This is a genomic window from Kosakonia sp. (assembly GCF_032052965.1).
Classification (GTDB): Bacteria; Pseudomonadota; Gammaproteobacteria; order Enterobacterales; family Enterobacteriaceae; genus Kosakonia.
Genome location: NZ_DAMBVN010000006.1, coordinates 1 through 16,953 on the forward strand (window position 1 = coordinate 1; position 16,953 = coordinate 16,953).

The window sequence follows — 16,953 nt, forward strand, 5'->3', positions numbered from 1 at the left end:
TTAGCCTGCATTAATGCCAACTTTTAGCGCACGGCTCTCTCCCAAGAGCCATTTCCCTGGACCGAATACAGGAATCGTATTCGGTCTTTTTTTTGCACTTCAGTAATACCAGCCCTGCAGCGCTAATTCAAGTGGTTATCCCCCCGCGGTTGTGTTGCTCTGGCGAACCCGCAAGGGTGAGGATTTGTTATGGCTCAGGTTAACTACTCGCTCTTCTTCATGATCCCAGCAGAAATGCCCAACGGGACGATGGCTTTTGCACGTGAAAGATGCGTGTACTACGGGGAGGGGCAACGAAGGACCGTATGCGGTAGAGGGCAAAATCATAGTAAACGTGAGCAAAAAAGGTACGATTTTCCGAAATGTTCAGCTTCTCTCACGCTTGCTCTTCGGGAATGAATCAAGCGCTCATACTCTGCCTAAAAAGGATAAACATCCGGCCTGAGCCGGATGTTTAATGATCGCATTTTTGATGTCTGCCTGGGACTTACCAGCCGCCCGGGCCACCACCGCCAGGTCCTTGCATGGGCGCTCCACCGTGCCCTCCGCCGTGACCGCCACCGGGACCTGGTCCCCAGAAGGGGCCGATACAACCGGAAAGAGAAAGCGCCGCGCAAAGGGTAATCACTGCAAAAATCATTTTTTTCATATTATCTCCTCAAGAAGTCGCGCTAATTTATCATTATCCTATAAATTTTACTTAAGCGTAATCTTAAAAATATATGATATATAATAAAAATCGTACTACGAGTCCGGAGGAACACGGATGACGCAGACATAGCGGAAGGCATGCCACTCGTTTGTTTATCCTCATGTTATCTGGACTGATGGCGGGTAGCGGTAGCCCTTGTCACTGAAAATCGCTGACGTGAATTTTATGATGCACTGGGTGGAAACGACGGAGAGTAAATATGTAGGCGGTATCAGATAGCGCGTAACGCGACGCTGGTGAATTATACCATTATATTAACAATGTTTATCTATGGTTTAAGAAAAGAGGTGTTTAAAATAGGGGCATTGATAACAAAATAAACGCAGGCAAAGCGTATTACTCCGCCTGCTAATATTTACGCGGAAAACAATTGATTAACTTTTACAATAACATCATCCAGCAATTCAAAACGACGGCGGTACTCGGCACGTTTTTTACTGGCAATAGATTCTAATGACTTACGTGCAAATTGTGTCGGCAAACGCCAGCGCCATTTATTGTCTTTTACACCTTCAATGGATGCCCAAAATTCATCGTAACTGGCGTGAAAATGGCGGCCTTTGCTCAGGCGGTAACGCAGAGCGCGGAACACATGGCCATTATCGCTGACACCGTAGATCGCAGTTATGCCTGTCACAGCAGCAAACTGACTCAACACTTCCAGCAGCATTTTTTTCGGGAACACACCGTGACAAGCGCGCGTGGCGACTTTAATGACATCGTGCTGAACCTCTTTGCGTGGTCCTTGCAGACCGCCGATAACCAGTACGCGTTGGCCCTTTTCGCTCACCACGCTGAATGTCACGCTGGCCAGCAGGTGATCATTCTCATCGTGCAGCCATAGCGTGCTTTCACCTTCACGCTCTGCTTTGCTGGCACCGGATGCATAAAGAGAGAAACGGGCGTCATCTTTACCTAAAAATTCGATGATTTGACGAGGCTCCGCGGCACTTAGCGTCTCTGCCAGCGCAGGTGGGACTTTCTCATCCAGCCAGACGTAATGGGAAATAATGGCATCCGCACGTTGCGACGCTCCCAGCCCCAGCGTGAGGTATTGGCGGTGCGATTTACTGGGAAGCGTAATTTGAGCGTTGAGTAAGCTGTCGAACCCCGGTCGGCGGGACAACGCATCCAGCATGCGCGTGGTCGGTGACCAGAATAGCAGCGAGCGAAATAAAAACTTAATACGGTAATTACGCTTTTTCCAAATCGGACCGGGGACAAGACGACCGGCAACCAAATCTGAAATAATACGCGGCTTATAATTTGTCTTAAGTTCTGTTTGCAGGCTGATATTTGACACGATGAAGACCTCTGATTGTTTCAGCGCTTATTTTAAAGGTCTGGTAAATACAAATTAATGCTGCCCCGGTCTTTATTTTCGATTCGTTTAATAATGATTTAGATAAATAGCGTCTGAACAATACATCTTTCTTCGTCAAGGATTTTCCTATACTTAAAAATAAGGGGGGGCAAACATGTATCAGCGTATTGACGGCACACAGTGGCGTAACATTTGGATTGTCGGCGATTTGCATGGTTGCCACCGGCAACTGATGCAGGCGCTCCGTGTACGCCATTTTGATCCCTGGCAGGATCTCTTGGTTTGCGTGGGAGATGTGATCGATCGCGGGCCAGAGAGCGTTCAATGTCTGAAGCTATTGCAAAAACCCTGGTTTAAAACCGTGCGCGGCAATCATGAACAGATGGCGATAGATGCTCTGCGCGAGGGTGATATGGCCATGTGGCAGCTCAATGGCGGTAACTGGTTCAGCACACTGGAGGCGGAGGAACGGCAGCACGCGCTGGAAGGGTTGCAGCGTTGTGCACAGCTGCCCTATATCCTGGAGTTACATTGCCAGAACGGTGTGAATGTTGTTGCGCATGCCGATTATCCGGCTGCGGAATATCAGTGGGAGAAAGCGATTGATCAGGAGTCTGTGCTCTGGCGACGCGACAGACTAAACCAGCTGTTGGCGGGCAAAGGTAGCAAAATCGCCGGTGCCGATCATTTTTGGTTTGGTCACACACCTCTCAGAGCTCGTTACGATGCGTACAATCTGCACTATATTGATACCGGTGCGGTGTTCGGCGGTGAATTAACACTGGCGCAACTGCAATAATCAAAAATCACTGAACTCACTGGCCGGGCGCCAGAAACCGTCAATAAAGTCTTCAACCGGGTAGCAGCCTCCATGGCGTAATCGCTGTGTATCCATCGCGCGAAGACACTGTTGTTCGGTGTTAAATACATCTACAACGATGTCGTCACACCCACCATCCAGGTAACAGACAAATAACACCAGAGCGAACATCCCATCCTCGGTTCAGTACAACGTAACGATAAGTGTAGAGGATGAATCCAGGCAGGGGAAATCAGGCGGGTAAATAACCCGTCTTATGGACGGGTTCCTTTCGAATCAGGCAAGACGCATGACCCAGGTATCAGACTTCTGATCGTAATGCTCGCGATACAAAACCGAATGTTCGCCGTTTAGGGTGGCAGGAATGCTGGTTTCCGCGTCCCAGGCATCAAGTTGCATACACAGATCCGGGTCAGAGCTGCAGGGAATACGCAATGTGCGTTGGCCCTGCGCTTCGCCCTGCAACTCGGCATCGTCGATTTCGAATGCGCCAATGCGCACGCTGGTTTTCGTCATAATGCTCTCCGTTGTTAGCTGATTGTGTGGTACGACCAGTGAAGCCGCCCATATTTCAGCCTGGTACAACGAAGAGCAAGTTGCCAGTCAGAAAGTGCTATTTTTTTACCGCGATCATGCGTTACCGGCAAACAACCGACCGTCGCGCACCAGTTCACGTGGGTAACTGTTCTTCAGTCGCGACCCCACTTTTTTTGCCAGACCTAGCGGTTGCCCCTGAAAGGTCACAATCACATCATCGCGCGGCGGCAAAGTGTCCGGGTAGATGTCACGGCCGCGATACCACTCTTCTGCTTCGGCCAGCGTCAGGGGAAAAGCCAGCGGATTATCATGACCGGTCAGCGCAATAACGGCCTCATGCTGCCAGCGAAAACCTTTATTGTGTGTTTCTGCCAGACGCAGACCAATACGTTGAAAACGAACTTTGCCAATCAATGGCTCAATATGGGCCGGAAACAGCCAAATCTCTTTATCCCGTTGCCACAGATGCAACTCATTCCCCCAACGCAATCCGACCGCCGCGGCGGCAGTGGCAATTTGTGCCGCTTCCCGCGGTTTAACCGGGCTAAAGGGGAAATTACCGACTTTATAGGTTGGCAAAGGCAGGGGAGGTACCGTTGCCGTTTTGCGCAGACGGGCCACGAAAAAACCTTCACAATCATAGATCTGCGGGAATACATGCAAAAACCCGTCTTCGGTTAATGCGCGGCCGGCATCCGGAAAAAGTGCATCCAATGGCATGAACTCAACCGCCTCCGGGTAGCGGGCCTGTAGCCAGTGACAAATGGCTTCATTTTCATCGCGATTCAGTGTACAGGTCGAATAGACCAGCGTGCCGCCAGGACGCAAAGCATGGAAGGCGCTATCGATCAGCTCGCGCTGGGTGGCGGCAATCTCCAGGTTACTGGCAACCGACCAGTTTTTCAGCGCATCGGCATCTTTTCTTACCACGCCTTCGCCTGAGCAAGGAGCATCGAGCAAAATGGCATCGAACATCTCGGGGAGTGCCGGTCCAAAAACCCGGCCATCAAAATGCGTCAACGCAACATTAGAGATGCCGCTACGGTTAATATTGGCATGTAACACTTTGACCCGGCTGGCCGAGAACTCATTGGCCAGAATGGCTCCCTTGTTGTTCATACGTGCAGCGATTTGTGTGGTCTTGGACCCTGGTGCGGCGGCTACATCCATGACCCGTTGCGGTATATCGCCATCAGCAAACAGGGCGGCAACCGGTAGCATCGAGCTTGCTTCCTGAATGTAAAACAACCCGCTTAAATGCTCAGCGGTACTGCCCAGCGGCAGCGTCTCTTCATCGTCACGCTCGATCCAGAACCCCTCGGCACACCAGGGTACGGGTGTGAGTTGCCAGCCGTAAGGGGCTACCAGTGTGAGAAAATCCGCCACGGTAATCTTCAACGTATTAACGCGAATACTCCGCCGCAAAGGGCGCTGGCAGGCCGCGATAAATTCATCGAAAGAGAGATGGGCTGGCATGGCCAGGCGCATTTGCGCCAGGAATGCTTCAGGAAGGTAAACAGCGTTTTGAGCCACAGGGCGCACCACAAGCAATAAAACAGGCGCGCAGTGTAGCACAAAGGCTCCGACGCAGACACGCCGGAGCCTGTAGCGTTAACGCGGCAGGGCGGTGCCCCATTGCCGCCACTCTTTCGGCTCACTTTCCAGCAACAGGAAATGTTTACCCGGCTGTGCTTTCGGTGCCAGCGGCGTACCCGGTGGCGTCGCAAAGGCAATACCGCCGCGAATGAATTGATTAAAGGTACCGGTTTTCACCACCCCGCCAGTCAGGCCAAAATCAAGCGTATAGCCGGACGCCAGCCAGAAGACTGAATTGTTGCGTACCAGGTGTTGATAGCGTTTGCTGATGCGCATCGCCACCATCACACGGTCGGAAAGTGTGCCGAGCGCCAGCCCGGTAACCGTACCCACCTCGATACCGCGGAACAGGACCGGGGTGCCGATGTTCATCGAACCTACTTCCGGCGCTTCTACCACAATATTGAGCCCGTCGAGGTAGCGCGAGTCGGTGATGGTCGCTTCCGAAATTTCGAAATCCCTGCGCATGTCGCCGCGCCCTGGCTCCACATTGATATAAGGCTGCAACAGGGTATCAAGATGCTCGACGCCTGCGGCAGAGATTTGCGGGGTGATCACAGAGAAACGAGAACCCGAGCGGGCAAAGGTCTGCACATATTCCGGGTAGAGTACGGCACTGGCCTGAACTTCGTTTTTATCGGTGATCAGTTGCAAACTCTGAATCTGACCGATATCAATGCCCAAATAGCGGATCGGCATGCCTTCCGCCAGTTTTCCGGCATCAAACGCGTGTAACGTGATCTGGCCACCAACGGCACGCGCCGCAGTTTCGGAAGCGTACAGTTCACGTTTGTCGCCTTTACGGGTGCGACCACTCGCGCCACTCAGGTTATCAAAACTGATTGCACCTTTTATCGCCCGGGACAGGGGAGAGGCCTGTACCGTCAGCCCGCTGCCATTAAGCTGCACTTTCGCACCACCTTCGGCCCAAAAGACGCTGTTCGAGGTCAGCAGATCGCGATACTCAGGTTTGATATGTAAATCGATGTCGAAGGCGTTAGCACGCGGGCGCACCGTGATAACCTGGCCCACTTCGAATTTACGATACAACACCACCGAGCCTGCCTGCACATCTGGCAGGGTTTGCGCAGTCAGCGTCAGTGTCGTGGTGGGCAGATCGCTCAGACTGTTTTCCAGCGCTTTATCGAGGTTGGCAAACAGCGGATAGGTCTGTTTCATGTCGCCTTTTACCCCAGGCAGAATGCGGATCCCTCCGCTGACCCATTCACTGGCGCTGGCAGCAAGAAATTCCACGCCATCAAGTCCAACTTTGACATCGATACGGCTGTTAACCACAAATTTACTGTCGCCATGCACCAGCGAGCGATATTGCGGATCGATAGCCACAGCAAAGGAAACACCGTCGCGCGTCAAATTGCGCTCCAGTACTTGCCCTATCTGCACACCATGCAGAACCAGCGGTTGCCCTGCGTCGATGCCATAACTTTCCGGCGCAGTCAGTGTCAACGTAACGACGCCGGGCTCCTGCAAAAGATTTTTGTCGGCAGGAAGTACTGCGAACTGATTGCGAGGCTGGCCTTCACCTGGCACCAGCTCCAGCGTATTGCCGGTCAATAACGCGCTGACATTGGGGTTGTTGAGCGAAAGTTTCGGGCTGCGCATCTCAATACGGGTTGTATCGCGTAGGAGATTGACCACGCCGGGATCGACAGTCAGCTCCCCGGTTACGGTGCCCCCGGGATTAAGGTCGATTTTGGTCAGCTCACCCACTTCCAGACCCTGGTACATTAACGGCGTGGAACCGGCTTTCAGACCCTGGCCGCCGGGCAGATCCAATTTGACCAGCACACCGCGCTGGCTGTGAGCCAGGTCTTCATATAAGCCATACTCATCGTCCTGGTTAGCTGTGGCCGATTCGTCGGGTGAATCGAAGGCGATGGCACCATTGACCAGCGCAGCCAGACTTTCCAGTTCCACTTTCGCGCCGCTCAGACTCACATCCGCTTTGACACCGGAAACGTTCCAGAAACGGCTGGCTTTTTTGACCAGATTGGTGAAACGCCGCTCAATCAGCACATCGATGGTAACGCCTTGTTTATTGGCGTTGATCGAATAGTCATAGACCCGACCGACGGGGATTTTTCGAAAGTAGACCAATGAGCCACTGTTTAGCGCCCCTAAATCCGGCGCATGCAGATGGATCATCAGGTCGCCATTGTTCAGGCGATACTTTGGTTGCGTGTCCAGCGCGGTAAAATGCTCCTGCGGCTCACCTTTACCCGGCATCATTCCGATGTAGTTACCGCCAACCAGTGCATCCAGCCCGGATACCCCGGCGAGGGACGCTTTGGGGGTGACCAGCCAGAACTGGGTTTCGCTGCGAAGCGCATCTTTCATGTTGGCTTTAATACTGGCGCGCACTTCAATTTTTTTCAGATCGTCACTCAGGCGAATATCCTGCACGGTGCCAACTTCCACCCCCTGGTAACGAACCGGTGTGCGCCCGACAACGATGCCATCGGCGGACATAAAATCGATAGTGATGGTGTTACCACGATCTTCGTAGCTGCTCCATATCAGCCAGCCTGCGATCAAGAGGGCGATAACCGGTAACAGCCAGAACGGCGAAATGCGCCGTTTAGATTTAATGCGCGCTTCAGTCGGCGAAGCGGGGGTTTCCTGACTCATGAGCATCCCAAAGTAAGCGACTGTCCAGCCATTCGACAGCAAGAATAGTCAAAATTACCGCCGCACCGAAATAAAACGCGGCCGGTCCCATAGTAAAAGCGAGTAGCTGGTCGCGATTAATCAGTGACATCATCAGTGAAATGACAAACAGATCGAGCATCGACCAACGCCCAATCCAGGTCACAAAGCGCAAGAGTAAAATACGAGAACGCAACCCCTGTTCAAATTTAAAATGGATGCTGAGAAGCAGTGTAAACAGCACAATGACTTTGGTAAATGGTACCAGGATACTGGCGATAAACACCACGCCCGCCACAGCAATATTGCTGTGGGCAAGGGAGATGATCCCGGACATGATGGTGTCTTCCTGGCGCGCACCGTTGACATAAATCACCGAAATCGGCAACAGGTTCGCCGGGAACAGCAAAATAAATGACGCCGTCAGTGATGCCCAGCATTTTTGCAGGCTCTGCTTACGACGCATTGGCAAAGGAATATGGCAGCGCGGGCAGCGGCCTCGCGGGTCCGGGAAACCGGTAAAATGGCAGCCAAGGCAGATACGCAACTGCGGGTCTGGGCGCTTTGCCGGGCGTTGCGGATAAAAGCGCTCCCATAACTGTTCCACATTGAGGTGGATAAGTGTCATGACACTCAGGAGTACCAGCGCGATAAACGCAAATAAGCCGATGCCGGGCTGAAGCCATGCGTAGTCCTGCACTTTGATCGAGGCAACGCCAATCCCCACCAGGTAGATATCCAGCATCACCCATTCTTTGAGTTTCTCCAGCATCAATAATACCGGACGGAGATTCATGCCAAGGATATTGCCGAGCCATAAATAGGCAATCCCGCTAATCAGCACCAGCGGTGCGCCAACGGTACAAAACAGGACCATTGCTGCGGTCAGTGGGGATCCCTGTGCGGTCATTTGCCAGATCCCCTGCAACAGGTTGGCATCAATGCGCACTCCTAATAAATAGAGATGCAATAAGGGTTCGCCCCATGCGAAGGGCATCAGTAGTAGCATTGTTACCGCCATGGCGCCCAGGCGGGTTAATGACCAATCGCGCCCATCGCGGATTTTGGCGTCGCAACAGGGGCAAAATGCACTTTGGTGCGATTTCATAACCGGTAACGCAAAAAGCGTATCGCATTGTGGGCAGCGCTGATAATGTGCGCGGGGCAATGCTTCGCCGACCCGGCGAATGGCGATTTTTTGCGTGGTGGCGAGTTGTCGAATCTTCAGGGCCATTGCATGCGTCAGAAAAGGTTTGAATGAATCTATCTTAACTCATGTCGTGAACATCTTGAGCATCAACGCATTTAATGCTTATTTTAATAGGCTAAGCAGTTTTCAAAGTAAGACACCAAAGTGGTTGGATAATGAACAAAACAGAATTTTACGCGGATCTGAACCGTGACTTTCAGGCGTTAATGGCAGGTGAAACCAGTTTTTTAGCTACGCTTTCAAACACCAGTGCGCTGTTATTTGAGCGTCTTAACGGGGTGAACTGGGCGGGGTTTTACTTGCTGGAAGGCGACACGCTGGTACTGGGACCGTTTCAGGGCAAAATCGCCTGCGTGCGTATTCCCGTCGGGCGGGGTGTTTGCGGCACGGCAGTGGCGCAAAACAAGGTACAGCGTGTAGAAGATGTGCATCAGTTCGACGGCCATATCGCTTGTGATGCCGCCAGTAATGCGGAAATCGTATTACCACTGTCGGTGAATAATCAGATAATTGGCGTACTGGATATTGATAGCGTTGAGTTCTCTCGCTTTACTGCAGAGGATGAACAAGGGCTTCGCGAGCTGGTGTCGCATCTGGAAAATGTCCTTGCGGGGACGGATTTTAAAAAATACTTTGCGCCCGTCGCAGGATAATCAACGGATAACGTAGCATTTACGGATAGCGTCATTATAATGACGCCTGTTCATGCCTGCGCTTGTTGGCAACGTCCGTTGTAATCAGGAAATTTCATGGAAAATCAACCTAAGTTGAATAGCAGTAAAGAAGTTATCGCTTTTTTGGCCGAACGTTTTCCTCACTGTTTCAGTGCTGAAGGCGAAGCACGCCCCCTGAAAATTGGAATTTTTCAGGATCTGGTCGAGCGTGTTGAGGGTGAGATGAGTCTCAGCAAAACCCAACTTCGTTCCGCTTTACGTCTTTATACTTCAAGCTGGCGTTACCTGTACGGCATCAAGGCGGGCGCGGCTCGTGTTGATCTCGACGGCAACCCGTGCGGTGTCCTTGATGAGCAGCATGTCGAACATGCGCGTAAGCAGCTTGAAGAAGCAAAAGCTCGCGTTCAGGCGCAACGCGCTGAACAGCAAGCCAAAAAACGAGAAGCAGCAGCTGCTGCCGGTCAGGAAGAGGCGCCTCGTCGTGAGCGCAAACCGCGTCCGGCTCCGCGTCGTAAGGAAAGCGGCGAGCGTAAGCCTCGTGCTGACAAACCTGTCGCGAAAACCCAACGCGCACCGCAGCAGGAAGAGCGCCATACGCCAGTTTCAGATTTGTCTGTACTGAGTGTGGGGCAAAACCTGAAGGTGAAAGCGGGGAACAATGCGATGGACGCCACCGTGCTGGAAATCACCAAAGATGGCGTTCGCGTACAGCTTAGTTCGGGTATGTCGATGATTGTACGCGCAGAACATTTAATGTTCTGAAACGGAGGCCTGGCCTGGCATGAACACTTTGTTTAAGCGCACAGCGTTGGCTGGTCTGTTATTCGTAACAGGCCATGCGCTGGCTGTGGAAGATATTACCCGTGCTGATCAGATTCCGGTGTTAAAGGAAGAGACGCAGCATGCGACCGTGAGCGAGCGTGTTACGTCACGCTTCACACGCTCTCATTACCGTCAGTTCGATTTGGATCAAGCCTTTTCGGCGAAGATCTTCAATCGCTATCTTAATCTGCTGGACTACAGCCATAACGTGCTGCTGGCAAGCGATGTCGAGCAGTTTTCGCAAAAGAAAGGCCAGTTAGGCGATGAGTTGCGCAGCGGTAAGCTGGACGTTTTTTACGACCTCTATAACCTCGCGCAAAAACGCCGATTCGAGCGTTATCAGTATGCGTTGAAGGTACTGGAGCGCCCGATGAACTTTACCGGTAATGATTCGTTCAATTTGGATCGCAGCAAAGCACCCTGGCCGAAAGATGAAGCCGAGTTAAATGCGCTGTGGGACAGCAAAGTGAAGTACGACGAGCTGAGCCTGAAGCTGACTGGCAAAGATGACAAAGAGGTGCGTGAAACCTTAACGCGTCGATATAAGTTTGCGATTCGCCGTCTGGCGCAGACCAACAGCGAAGATGTGTTTTCGCTGGCGATGACCTCCTTTGCCCGGGAAATCGATCCGCACACTAACTACCTTTCCCCGCGTAACACTGAGCAATTCAATACTGAAATGAGCCTGTCGCTTGAAGGTATTGGCGCGGTGTTGCAAATGGACGACGACTACACCGTGATTAATTCAATGGTGGCGGGTGGTCCGGCGGCGAAAAGTAAAGCCATTAGCGTGGGCGATCGTATCGTTGGCGTCGGGCAGACCGGGCAGAACATGGTCGATGTCATTGGCTGGCGTCTTGATGATGTCGTTGCCCTGATCAAAGGTCCTAAAGGCAGCAAAGTCCGTCTCGAAGTTCTGCCAGCAGGTAAGGGCACCAAAACCCGTATCGTGACGCTGACGCGTGAGCGTATCCGCCTCGAAGATCGTGCTGTGAAGATGTCGGTTAAGACGGTAGGTAAAGAGAAAGTCGGGGTGCTGGACATTCCTGGCTTCTACGTTGGTCTGACGGATGATGTCAAAGTTCAGTTGCAGAAGCTGGAAAAACAGAACGTCAGCAGCGTAGTCATCGATCTGCGTACCAACGGTGGCGGAGCACTGACCGAGGCGGTGTCGCTCTCTGGTCTGTTTATCCCTTCCGGGCCGGTCGTACAGGTGCGTGATAATAACGGCAAGGTGCGCGAAGACAGCGATACTGACGGTGTGGTCTATTATAAAGGCCCGCTGGTGGTACTGGTGGATCGCTTTAGTGCCTCGGCGTCGGAAATCTTTGCTGCTGCGATGCAGGACTATGGTCGTGCGTTGATTGTTGGCGAGCCGACGTTCGGAAAAGGTACCGTTCAGCAGTACCGTTCGCTCAACCGTATCTATGATCAGATGCTGCGTCCCGAATGGCCAGCGCTGGGTTCGGTGCAGTACACCATCCAGAAATTCTATCGGGTCAATGGTGGCAGTACGCAGCGTAAGGGCGTAACGCCGGACATCATTATGCCGACCGGAACGCAGGTGACGGAAACGGGTGAGAAATTCGAAGACAACGCACTGCCGTGGGATAGCATCAATGCTGCCACCTTTGTGAAATCCGGTGATTTAAAACCCTTTGGCGCAGAATTGCTGAAAGATCATGAAGAACGTATCGCGAAAGATCCTGAATTCCAGTACATCATGAAGGATATTGCTCGCTTTAATGCTCTGAAAGATAAACGTAACCTCGTGTCGCTGAATCTGGTGCAGCGTGAGAAAGAGAATGCGGAAGATGATGCGATTCGCCTCTCTCGCCTTAACGACCGCTTCAAACGTGAAGGCAAACCGCTGCTGAAAAAACTGGATGATTTGCCGAAGGATTATCAGGAGCCGGATCCGTACCTTGATGAGACGGTCCACATTGCGCTTGACCTTGCCCATCTGGACAAAGACAAACCGGCGGAACAACCCGCTCCCGCGAAGTAACTCCCAACAGGCACAAGAAATTGTGCCTGTTTTTTTTAACAATCCTCCACTGGCGTAAGCGTTGTGCTACAAAATGTAAAGTTGTGTCTTTCTGGTGACTTACGCCACTCCGATGCTTGAAAATAGCCTGTATGCCCATACGATGTGGGTAATCGCATAGTGCGTTTTGTTAAACCGAGGTTAAAAGAAAATTATGATGCGAATCGCGCTCTTCCTGTTGACTAACCTGGCCGTGATGCTGGTATTCGGTCTGGTACTTAGCCTGACGGGCATTCAATCGAGCAGCGTTCAGGGTCTGTTAATCATGGCGCTGTTGTTTGGTTTTGGCGGCTCGTTCATTTCACTGCTGATGTCGAAATGGATGGCGCTGAAATCGGTTGGCGGCGAAGTGATTGAGCAACCGCGTAACGATATGGAGCGCTGGTTGATGAATACGGTGGCGCAGCAGTCGCGCCAGGCAGGCATCGCAATGCCGCAGGTGGCAATCTACCATGCGCCGGATATCAACGCCTTTGCGACTGGCGCGCGTCGTGATGCCTCGCTGGTCGCGGTCAGTACCGGGCTGTTGCAGAACATGAGTCGTGACGAGGCAGAAGCCGTCATCGCTCACGAAATCAGCCACGTGGCCAACGGCGATATGGTAACGATGACGCTGATCCAGGGCATCGTAAACACCTTTGTTATCTTTATCTCGCGCATTATCGCGCAGATTGCCGCAGGATTTCTGGGCGGCAACCGTGACGATGGTGAAGAGAGTAACGGCAACCCGCTTATCTATTTTGCTGTTGCAACCGTACTGGAGCTTGTATTCGGTATTCTGGCCAGCATTATTACCATGTGGTTCTCTCGCCACCGTGAGTTTCATGCCGACGCCGGCTCTGCGAAGTTGGTAGGACGCGAGAAGATGATTGCCGCTTTGCAACGCCTGAAAACGAGCTATGAACCTCAGGAGGCCAGCAGCATGATGGCATTCTGTATCAACGGGAAGTCAAAATCGCTGAGCGAATTGTTTATGACACACCCGCCGCTGGACAAACGTATTGAAGCGCTGCGTACCGGCGAATACCTCAAATAAGTTCAGTGCAGTTCTGGAAAGCGCGTCGCATGACGCGCTTTTTTTATGTCTCTAAGAGACGTGCTTCGTCAGGAAGATTTAACCCTGTTTAATTTAGGGGTATGCTCATAAGGTTATTATCTGGTCATCCTGACAATGGCTTTCCGGCTTTATGTCGCAGATTTGTAATGAAGTGGGTATACGCGCATTGCGGCGACAAATGGGCGAATTTATAATAAAATCGGATTCTGAATTTTATAAAACACAGGCGGTGAGGTGATTAATGGCAATCGCAGATTTGGATAAACAGCCAGATTCTGTCTCTTCAGTATTGAAGGTATTTGGCATTCTGCAGGCGCTCGGCGAAGAGCGTGAAATCGGCATTACCGAGCTTTCGCAGCGTGTCATGATGTCAAAAAGCACCGTTTATCGCTTTTTGCAAACCATGAAGTCTCTGGGCTATGTGGCGCAGGAAGGGGAGTCAGAAAAATATTCCCTGACGCTGAAGCTGTTTGAACTGGGTGCGCGCGCATTGCAAAACGTGGATTTGATCCGCAGTGCGGATATCCAGATGCGTGAACTCTCTCGTCTGACCAAAGAGACGATTCACCTGGGCGCGCTGGATGAAGACAGCATTGTCTACATCCACAAAATCGACTCAATGTACAACCTGCGCATGTACTCGCGTATTGGCCGTCGCAACCCGCTGTACAGTACCGCAATTGGCAAAGTGTTGCTGGCCTGGCGCGACCAGGAAGAAGTGGTGCAAATTCTCGAAGGCGTGGAATACAAACGCAGTACTGAGCGTACCATTACCAGTACGGAAGATTTGCTGCCGATGCTGGATATTGTGCGTCAGCAAGGTTATGGTGAAGACAATGAAGAGCAGGAAGAGGGCTTACGCTGCATTGGCGTACCGGTTTTCGACCGCTTTGGCGTCGTCATTGCCGGGCTGAGTATCTCTTTCCCGACGCTGCGTTTCTCTGAAGAGCGTTTGCACGAATACGTAGAAATGCTGCACCAGGCGGCACGTAAAATTTCTGAGCAGATGGGATATAACGACTATCCGTTCTGAAAATAAAAGCCGCCTCAGGGCGGCTTTTTAGTTTTTTTGTTAACCGTTATCAATCACGGTTTCGCTTTTTCGCAGTAGCGGGCAATTCGACAGACCAAAGAAGCCGTTGTTGGAATGAACATATTGTGCGGTACTGGTCCCTCTCGCTGTCAGATACTTACACTGTAAACCCAGGCCTGCCGCGTTCTCATGGCTGCCGATTAGGACGCCATATCCGCTCAACAAAAGCCCAATCCACGCCAGCGCAACGATGATCACACCCCGAATCACTGTTCGCATGTTAGCTCCTTGCAAAATGAAAAAATCGATTCTCAGGCTACTGACTTTACCTTATGAAACAAGTCGAGCATTCCTAAAAAATTCGAAAGGAGCTACAGTTAGTCGCGGTTTAGGGAAGCCATGTTAACCTGGTGACACCTTGCAATGTTGCGGAGAGTGGAGTGAGAAAATATAGATGGCTGATACTGGCTGCCGTACTGGTAGTCTGCCTGCTACTCTGGACTCAAATGATTAATGTGATGTGCGATCAGGATGTACAATTCTTCAGCGGCATCTGCGTCATCAACAAATTCATCCCCTGGTAATGGCATTTTTTCAGTGAGAGATTTCCTTCCTTGACGCCAGTGGTAAAATGCCGCGTCTACATTGAGGTGGTGAAATGAACGAAGTAATGAATTCGGGTGCACTTAATTTTGCATCCCTTGTGGTTTCTTTGGTGGTTTTGGTGGTCGGGCTGGTGTTGTGGTTCTTTATTAATCGCGCCAGTTCACGTTCGAACGAACAGATAGAATTGCTCGAGGCCTTGTTAGACCAGCAAAAAAGGCAAACAGCGCTGCTGCGTCGCCTGTGTGAATCTAATGAGCCGGAAAAAGAAGAGACGCCTGAACCGGTCAAAGCGCAGGCCAGAGACGATGATGAGGATTTCATCCGTCTGGTGGCTGAACGCTAACAGGGCAGGAGGGCAAGATGGTCTGGAAAAACCCCTGGTACAATCCTGCTCTCCCGCACCATACCCCCGAAGGATTCACCAACACGGCATCCGTCGCCCACCAGCCTGGCGACGTAAAACGCTGGCGCGACGAGCGCAAAGCCGCCGGGTTGCCCACGCCTCCCGCGGGTGGTTACCCGCTTTTTATCGAGCAGTGGTGGCAAAGAGCGGTTATCAATCAGCATGAAGAAGATGGTGTATGGTGGTTGGGGCATGCCACTCTTCTGTTACGTCTGCAGGGGCGTTTTCTGCTGACTGACCCGGTATTTTCCCGTCGGGCTTCTCCCGTTCGTTTTGCTGGTCCGCGGCGGCGTACCCCACTAGCGCTGACGACAGCCGATATCCCACGGCTTGATGCCATTCTCATCTCTCATAATCACTACGATCACCTGGATAAGAGCACGCTACGATTGCTGCTGCGACGTTTTCCGGATGTCCACTTCTTTGTCCCTTTAGGGTTAGGGCAGTGGGTGCGTCGGTTGGGAGCAAGGAATATTTCTGAACTGGACTGGTGGCAGGAATCTCTGTTTGAGGATTTGTCCTTTACCGCCGTCCCTGCACAGCACTGGAGCATGCGCACCTTTTGGGATCGCAATCGCTCTTTATGGTGCGGCTGGGTCATCGCCTCTGATTCACTGCAGTTCTGGTTTCCAGGGGATACGGGATATACTCCAGAGTTACTGCAGATCCCGCAACGCCTGGGGCCGCTCGATGCGGTAGCTTTACCAGCAGGGGCTTACGCGCCGCGCTGGTTTATGTCAAATAACCATATGGATCCTCAAAGCGCTGTGTCGCTCTGGCAACAACTGGGTATGCCGCTGGCATTTCCTGTCCACTGGGGTGTATTTGAACTGGCGGATGAATCGCTCGATCAACCGGTTAAAGAGTTGCAGACTTTATTAAGCGAAACGGCAGGGATAAATGATAACTTCAGGATCCTGAAAATTGGTCAGTATTTACCTCTGGCTAATTCTGAAGCTTCGCTTAAAAAAATGTGAGCCATTATAAAATGACATTGTTTTATTTTTGTCGAAACGTTTTCATTGCTTATTTATGAGGCATTGTCATCATAATTTCATTATTTTGGTGCAGGCATAAGCTTATTTGCACAACAACTATGCAGTAGTAAACCCATGGGATAGTTTACCCTCTGATCAATATTGTTTAAGAATCTTCCTGGGTGAGTGGAAGGGCATAACTATGCGATAAAAGTTCTAACGATATACGCTATATGTCTCGCTTTTTATGCCGCTGCGTGGACTAATAGAACTTATTGAGCTATGGTAAAAAATAGCCGGAATATGCTGCAGATTCCTCGCTTCAAATCGTCTGCTATAACGTTCATTTTTTTGCATAAAAGTGCATCGGTAACGTTAATAACCACAGGATTTGTGCGACGGATCGAGACATGTTTAAAAATGGCTTGCCTTAAATTACGTATTGTGTGATAACACGTTTTGGGTCAA

The 16,953-nt window shown here is 51.4% G+C and carries 17 protein-coding genes; 9 read left to right on the plus strand and 8 right to left on the minus strand.

The annotated features are described in order from the left end of the window. Positions 1-487: 487 nt before the first annotated feature. Complete coding sequence (locus RTX30_RS09375) at positions 488-649, minus strand: hypothetical protein (RefSeq protein ID WP_312689144.1); 162 nt, start codon at positions 647-649, stop codon at positions 488-490. A gap of 418 nt (positions 650-1,067) precedes the next feature. After that, the gene (locus tag RTX30_RS09380; protein ID WP_312689146.1) at positions 1,068-2,015 is read right to left on the minus strand and encodes a VirK/YbjX family protein; all 948 of its coding nucleotides are present in this window, start codon (positions 2,013-2,015) and stop codon (positions 1,068-1,070) included. A 175-nt stretch (positions 2,016-2,190) separates the two neighbouring features. Between RTX30_RS09380 and pphA the strand changes: the two genes are divergently transcribed. Beyond that, entirely contained in the window at positions 2,191-2,835 is a 645-nt protein-coding gene (gene pphA, locus RTX30_RS09385; protein WP_312689148.1) for a protein-serine/threonine phosphatase, read from the plus strand. Here pphA and RTX30_RS09390 read toward each other — a convergent pair whose 3' ends face one another. The 5 genes from RTX30_RS09390 to yebS all read right to left on the minus strand — a co-directional run bounded on the left by RTX30_RS09390 (position 2,836) and on the right by yebS (position 8,890). Then, a complete protein-coding gene (locus RTX30_RS09390) occupies positions 2,836-3,027 on the minus strand; it encodes a YebW family protein (RefSeq protein WP_312689150.1) in 192 nt (63 codons plus the stop codon). It lies immediately after the preceding gene. A 105-nt stretch (positions 3,028-3,132) separates the two neighbouring features. Then, the gene (locus tag RTX30_RS09395) at positions 3,133-3,372 is read right to left on the minus strand and encodes a YebV family protein (protein WP_312689152.1); all 240 of its coding nucleotides are present in this window, start codon (positions 3,370-3,372) and stop codon (positions 3,133-3,135) included. 114 nt (positions 3,373-3,486) lie between these two features. Further along, complete coding sequence (rsmF, locus tag RTX30_RS09400) at positions 3,487-4,926, minus strand: 16S rRNA (cytosine(1407)-C(5))-methyltransferase RsmF (RefSeq protein WP_312689154.1); 1,440 nt, start codon at positions 4,924-4,926, stop codon at positions 3,487-3,489. Positions 4,927-5,004: 78 nt separating this feature from the next. Next, the gene (locus tag RTX30_RS09405) at positions 5,005-7,638 is read right to left on the minus strand and encodes an MlaD family protein (protein WP_312689156.1); all 2,634 of its coding nucleotides are present in this window, start codon (positions 7,636-7,638) and stop codon (positions 5,005-5,007) included. Next, complete coding sequence (gene yebS / locus RTX30_RS09410) at positions 7,607-8,890, minus strand: membrane integrity lipid transport subunit YebS (protein WP_312689158.1); 1,284 nt, start codon at positions 8,888-8,890, stop codon at positions 7,607-7,609. The genes RTX30_RS09405 and yebS overlap by 32 nt, the downstream gene beginning before the upstream one ends. Before the next feature lie 131 nt (positions 8,891-9,021). On the opposite strand from yebS, the gene RTX30_RS09415 reads away from it, so the two are divergent. The 5 genes from RTX30_RS09415 to kdgR all read left to right on the plus strand — a co-directional run bounded on the left by RTX30_RS09415 (position 9,022) and on the right by kdgR (position 14,499). Further along, positions 9,022-9,519, plus strand: coding sequence for a GAF domain-containing protein (locus RTX30_RS09415; RefSeq protein WP_312689160.1), 498 nt, complete (start codon positions 9,022-9,024; stop codon positions 9,517-9,519). A 96-nt stretch (positions 9,520-9,615) separates the two neighbouring features. Further along, positions 9,616-10,302 carry an RNA chaperone ProQ gene (proQ, locus tag RTX30_RS09420; protein ID WP_312689162.1) on the plus strand — a complete coding sequence of 229 codons (687 nt, stop codon included), beginning with the start codon at positions 9,616-9,618 and terminating at the stop codon, positions 10,300-10,302. Positions 10,303-10,321: 19 nt separating this feature from the next. Next, entirely contained in the window at positions 10,322-12,370 is a 2,049-nt protein-coding gene (gene prc / locus RTX30_RS09425; RefSeq protein WP_312689163.1) for a carboxy terminal-processing peptidase, read from the plus strand. A 193-nt stretch (positions 12,371-12,563) separates the two neighbouring features. Beyond that, complete coding sequence (htpX, locus tag RTX30_RS09430; RefSeq protein ID WP_312689165.1) at positions 12,564-13,445, plus strand: protease HtpX; 882 nt, start codon at positions 12,564-12,566, stop codon at positions 13,443-13,445. Positions 13,446-13,707: 262 nt separating this feature from the next. After that, the gene (kdgR, locus tag RTX30_RS09435) at positions 13,708-14,499 is read left to right on the plus strand and encodes a DNA-binding transcriptional regulator KdgR (RefSeq protein WP_312689167.1); all 792 of its coding nucleotides are present in this window, start codon (positions 13,708-13,710) and stop codon (positions 14,497-14,499) included. Between the two features lie 39 nt (positions 14,500-14,538). Here kdgR and RTX30_RS09440 read toward each other — a convergent pair whose 3' ends face one another. Continuing rightward, positions 14,539-14,778, minus strand: coding sequence for a YobH family protein (locus RTX30_RS09440; protein ID WP_312689169.1), 240 nt, complete (start codon positions 14,776-14,778; stop codon positions 14,539-14,541). Positions 14,779-14,939: 161 nt separating this feature from the next. Here RTX30_RS09440 and mgrB point away from each other — a divergent pair, with 161 nt between their 5' ends. From mgrB to RTX30_RS09455, 3 genes are all read left to right on the plus strand, one after another. Then, positions 14,940-15,083, plus strand: a complete 144-nt coding sequence (mgrB, locus tag RTX30_RS09445; protein WP_312689170.1) for a PhoP/PhoQ regulator MgrB — start codon at positions 14,940-14,942, stop codon at positions 15,081-15,083. 74 nt (positions 15,084-15,157) lie between these two features. After that, complete coding sequence (locus tag RTX30_RS09450) at positions 15,158-15,448, plus strand: YebO family protein (RefSeq protein WP_312689171.1); 291 nt, start codon at positions 15,158-15,160, stop codon at positions 15,446-15,448. 17 nt (positions 15,449-15,465) lie between these two features. Continuing rightward, positions 15,466-16,485: an MBL fold metallo-hydrolase gene (locus tag RTX30_RS09455; protein WP_312689172.1), complete on the plus strand. Its 1,020-nt coding sequence runs from the start codon at positions 15,466-15,468 to the stop codon at positions 16,483-16,485. Positions 16,486-16,953 lie beyond the last annotated feature (468 nt).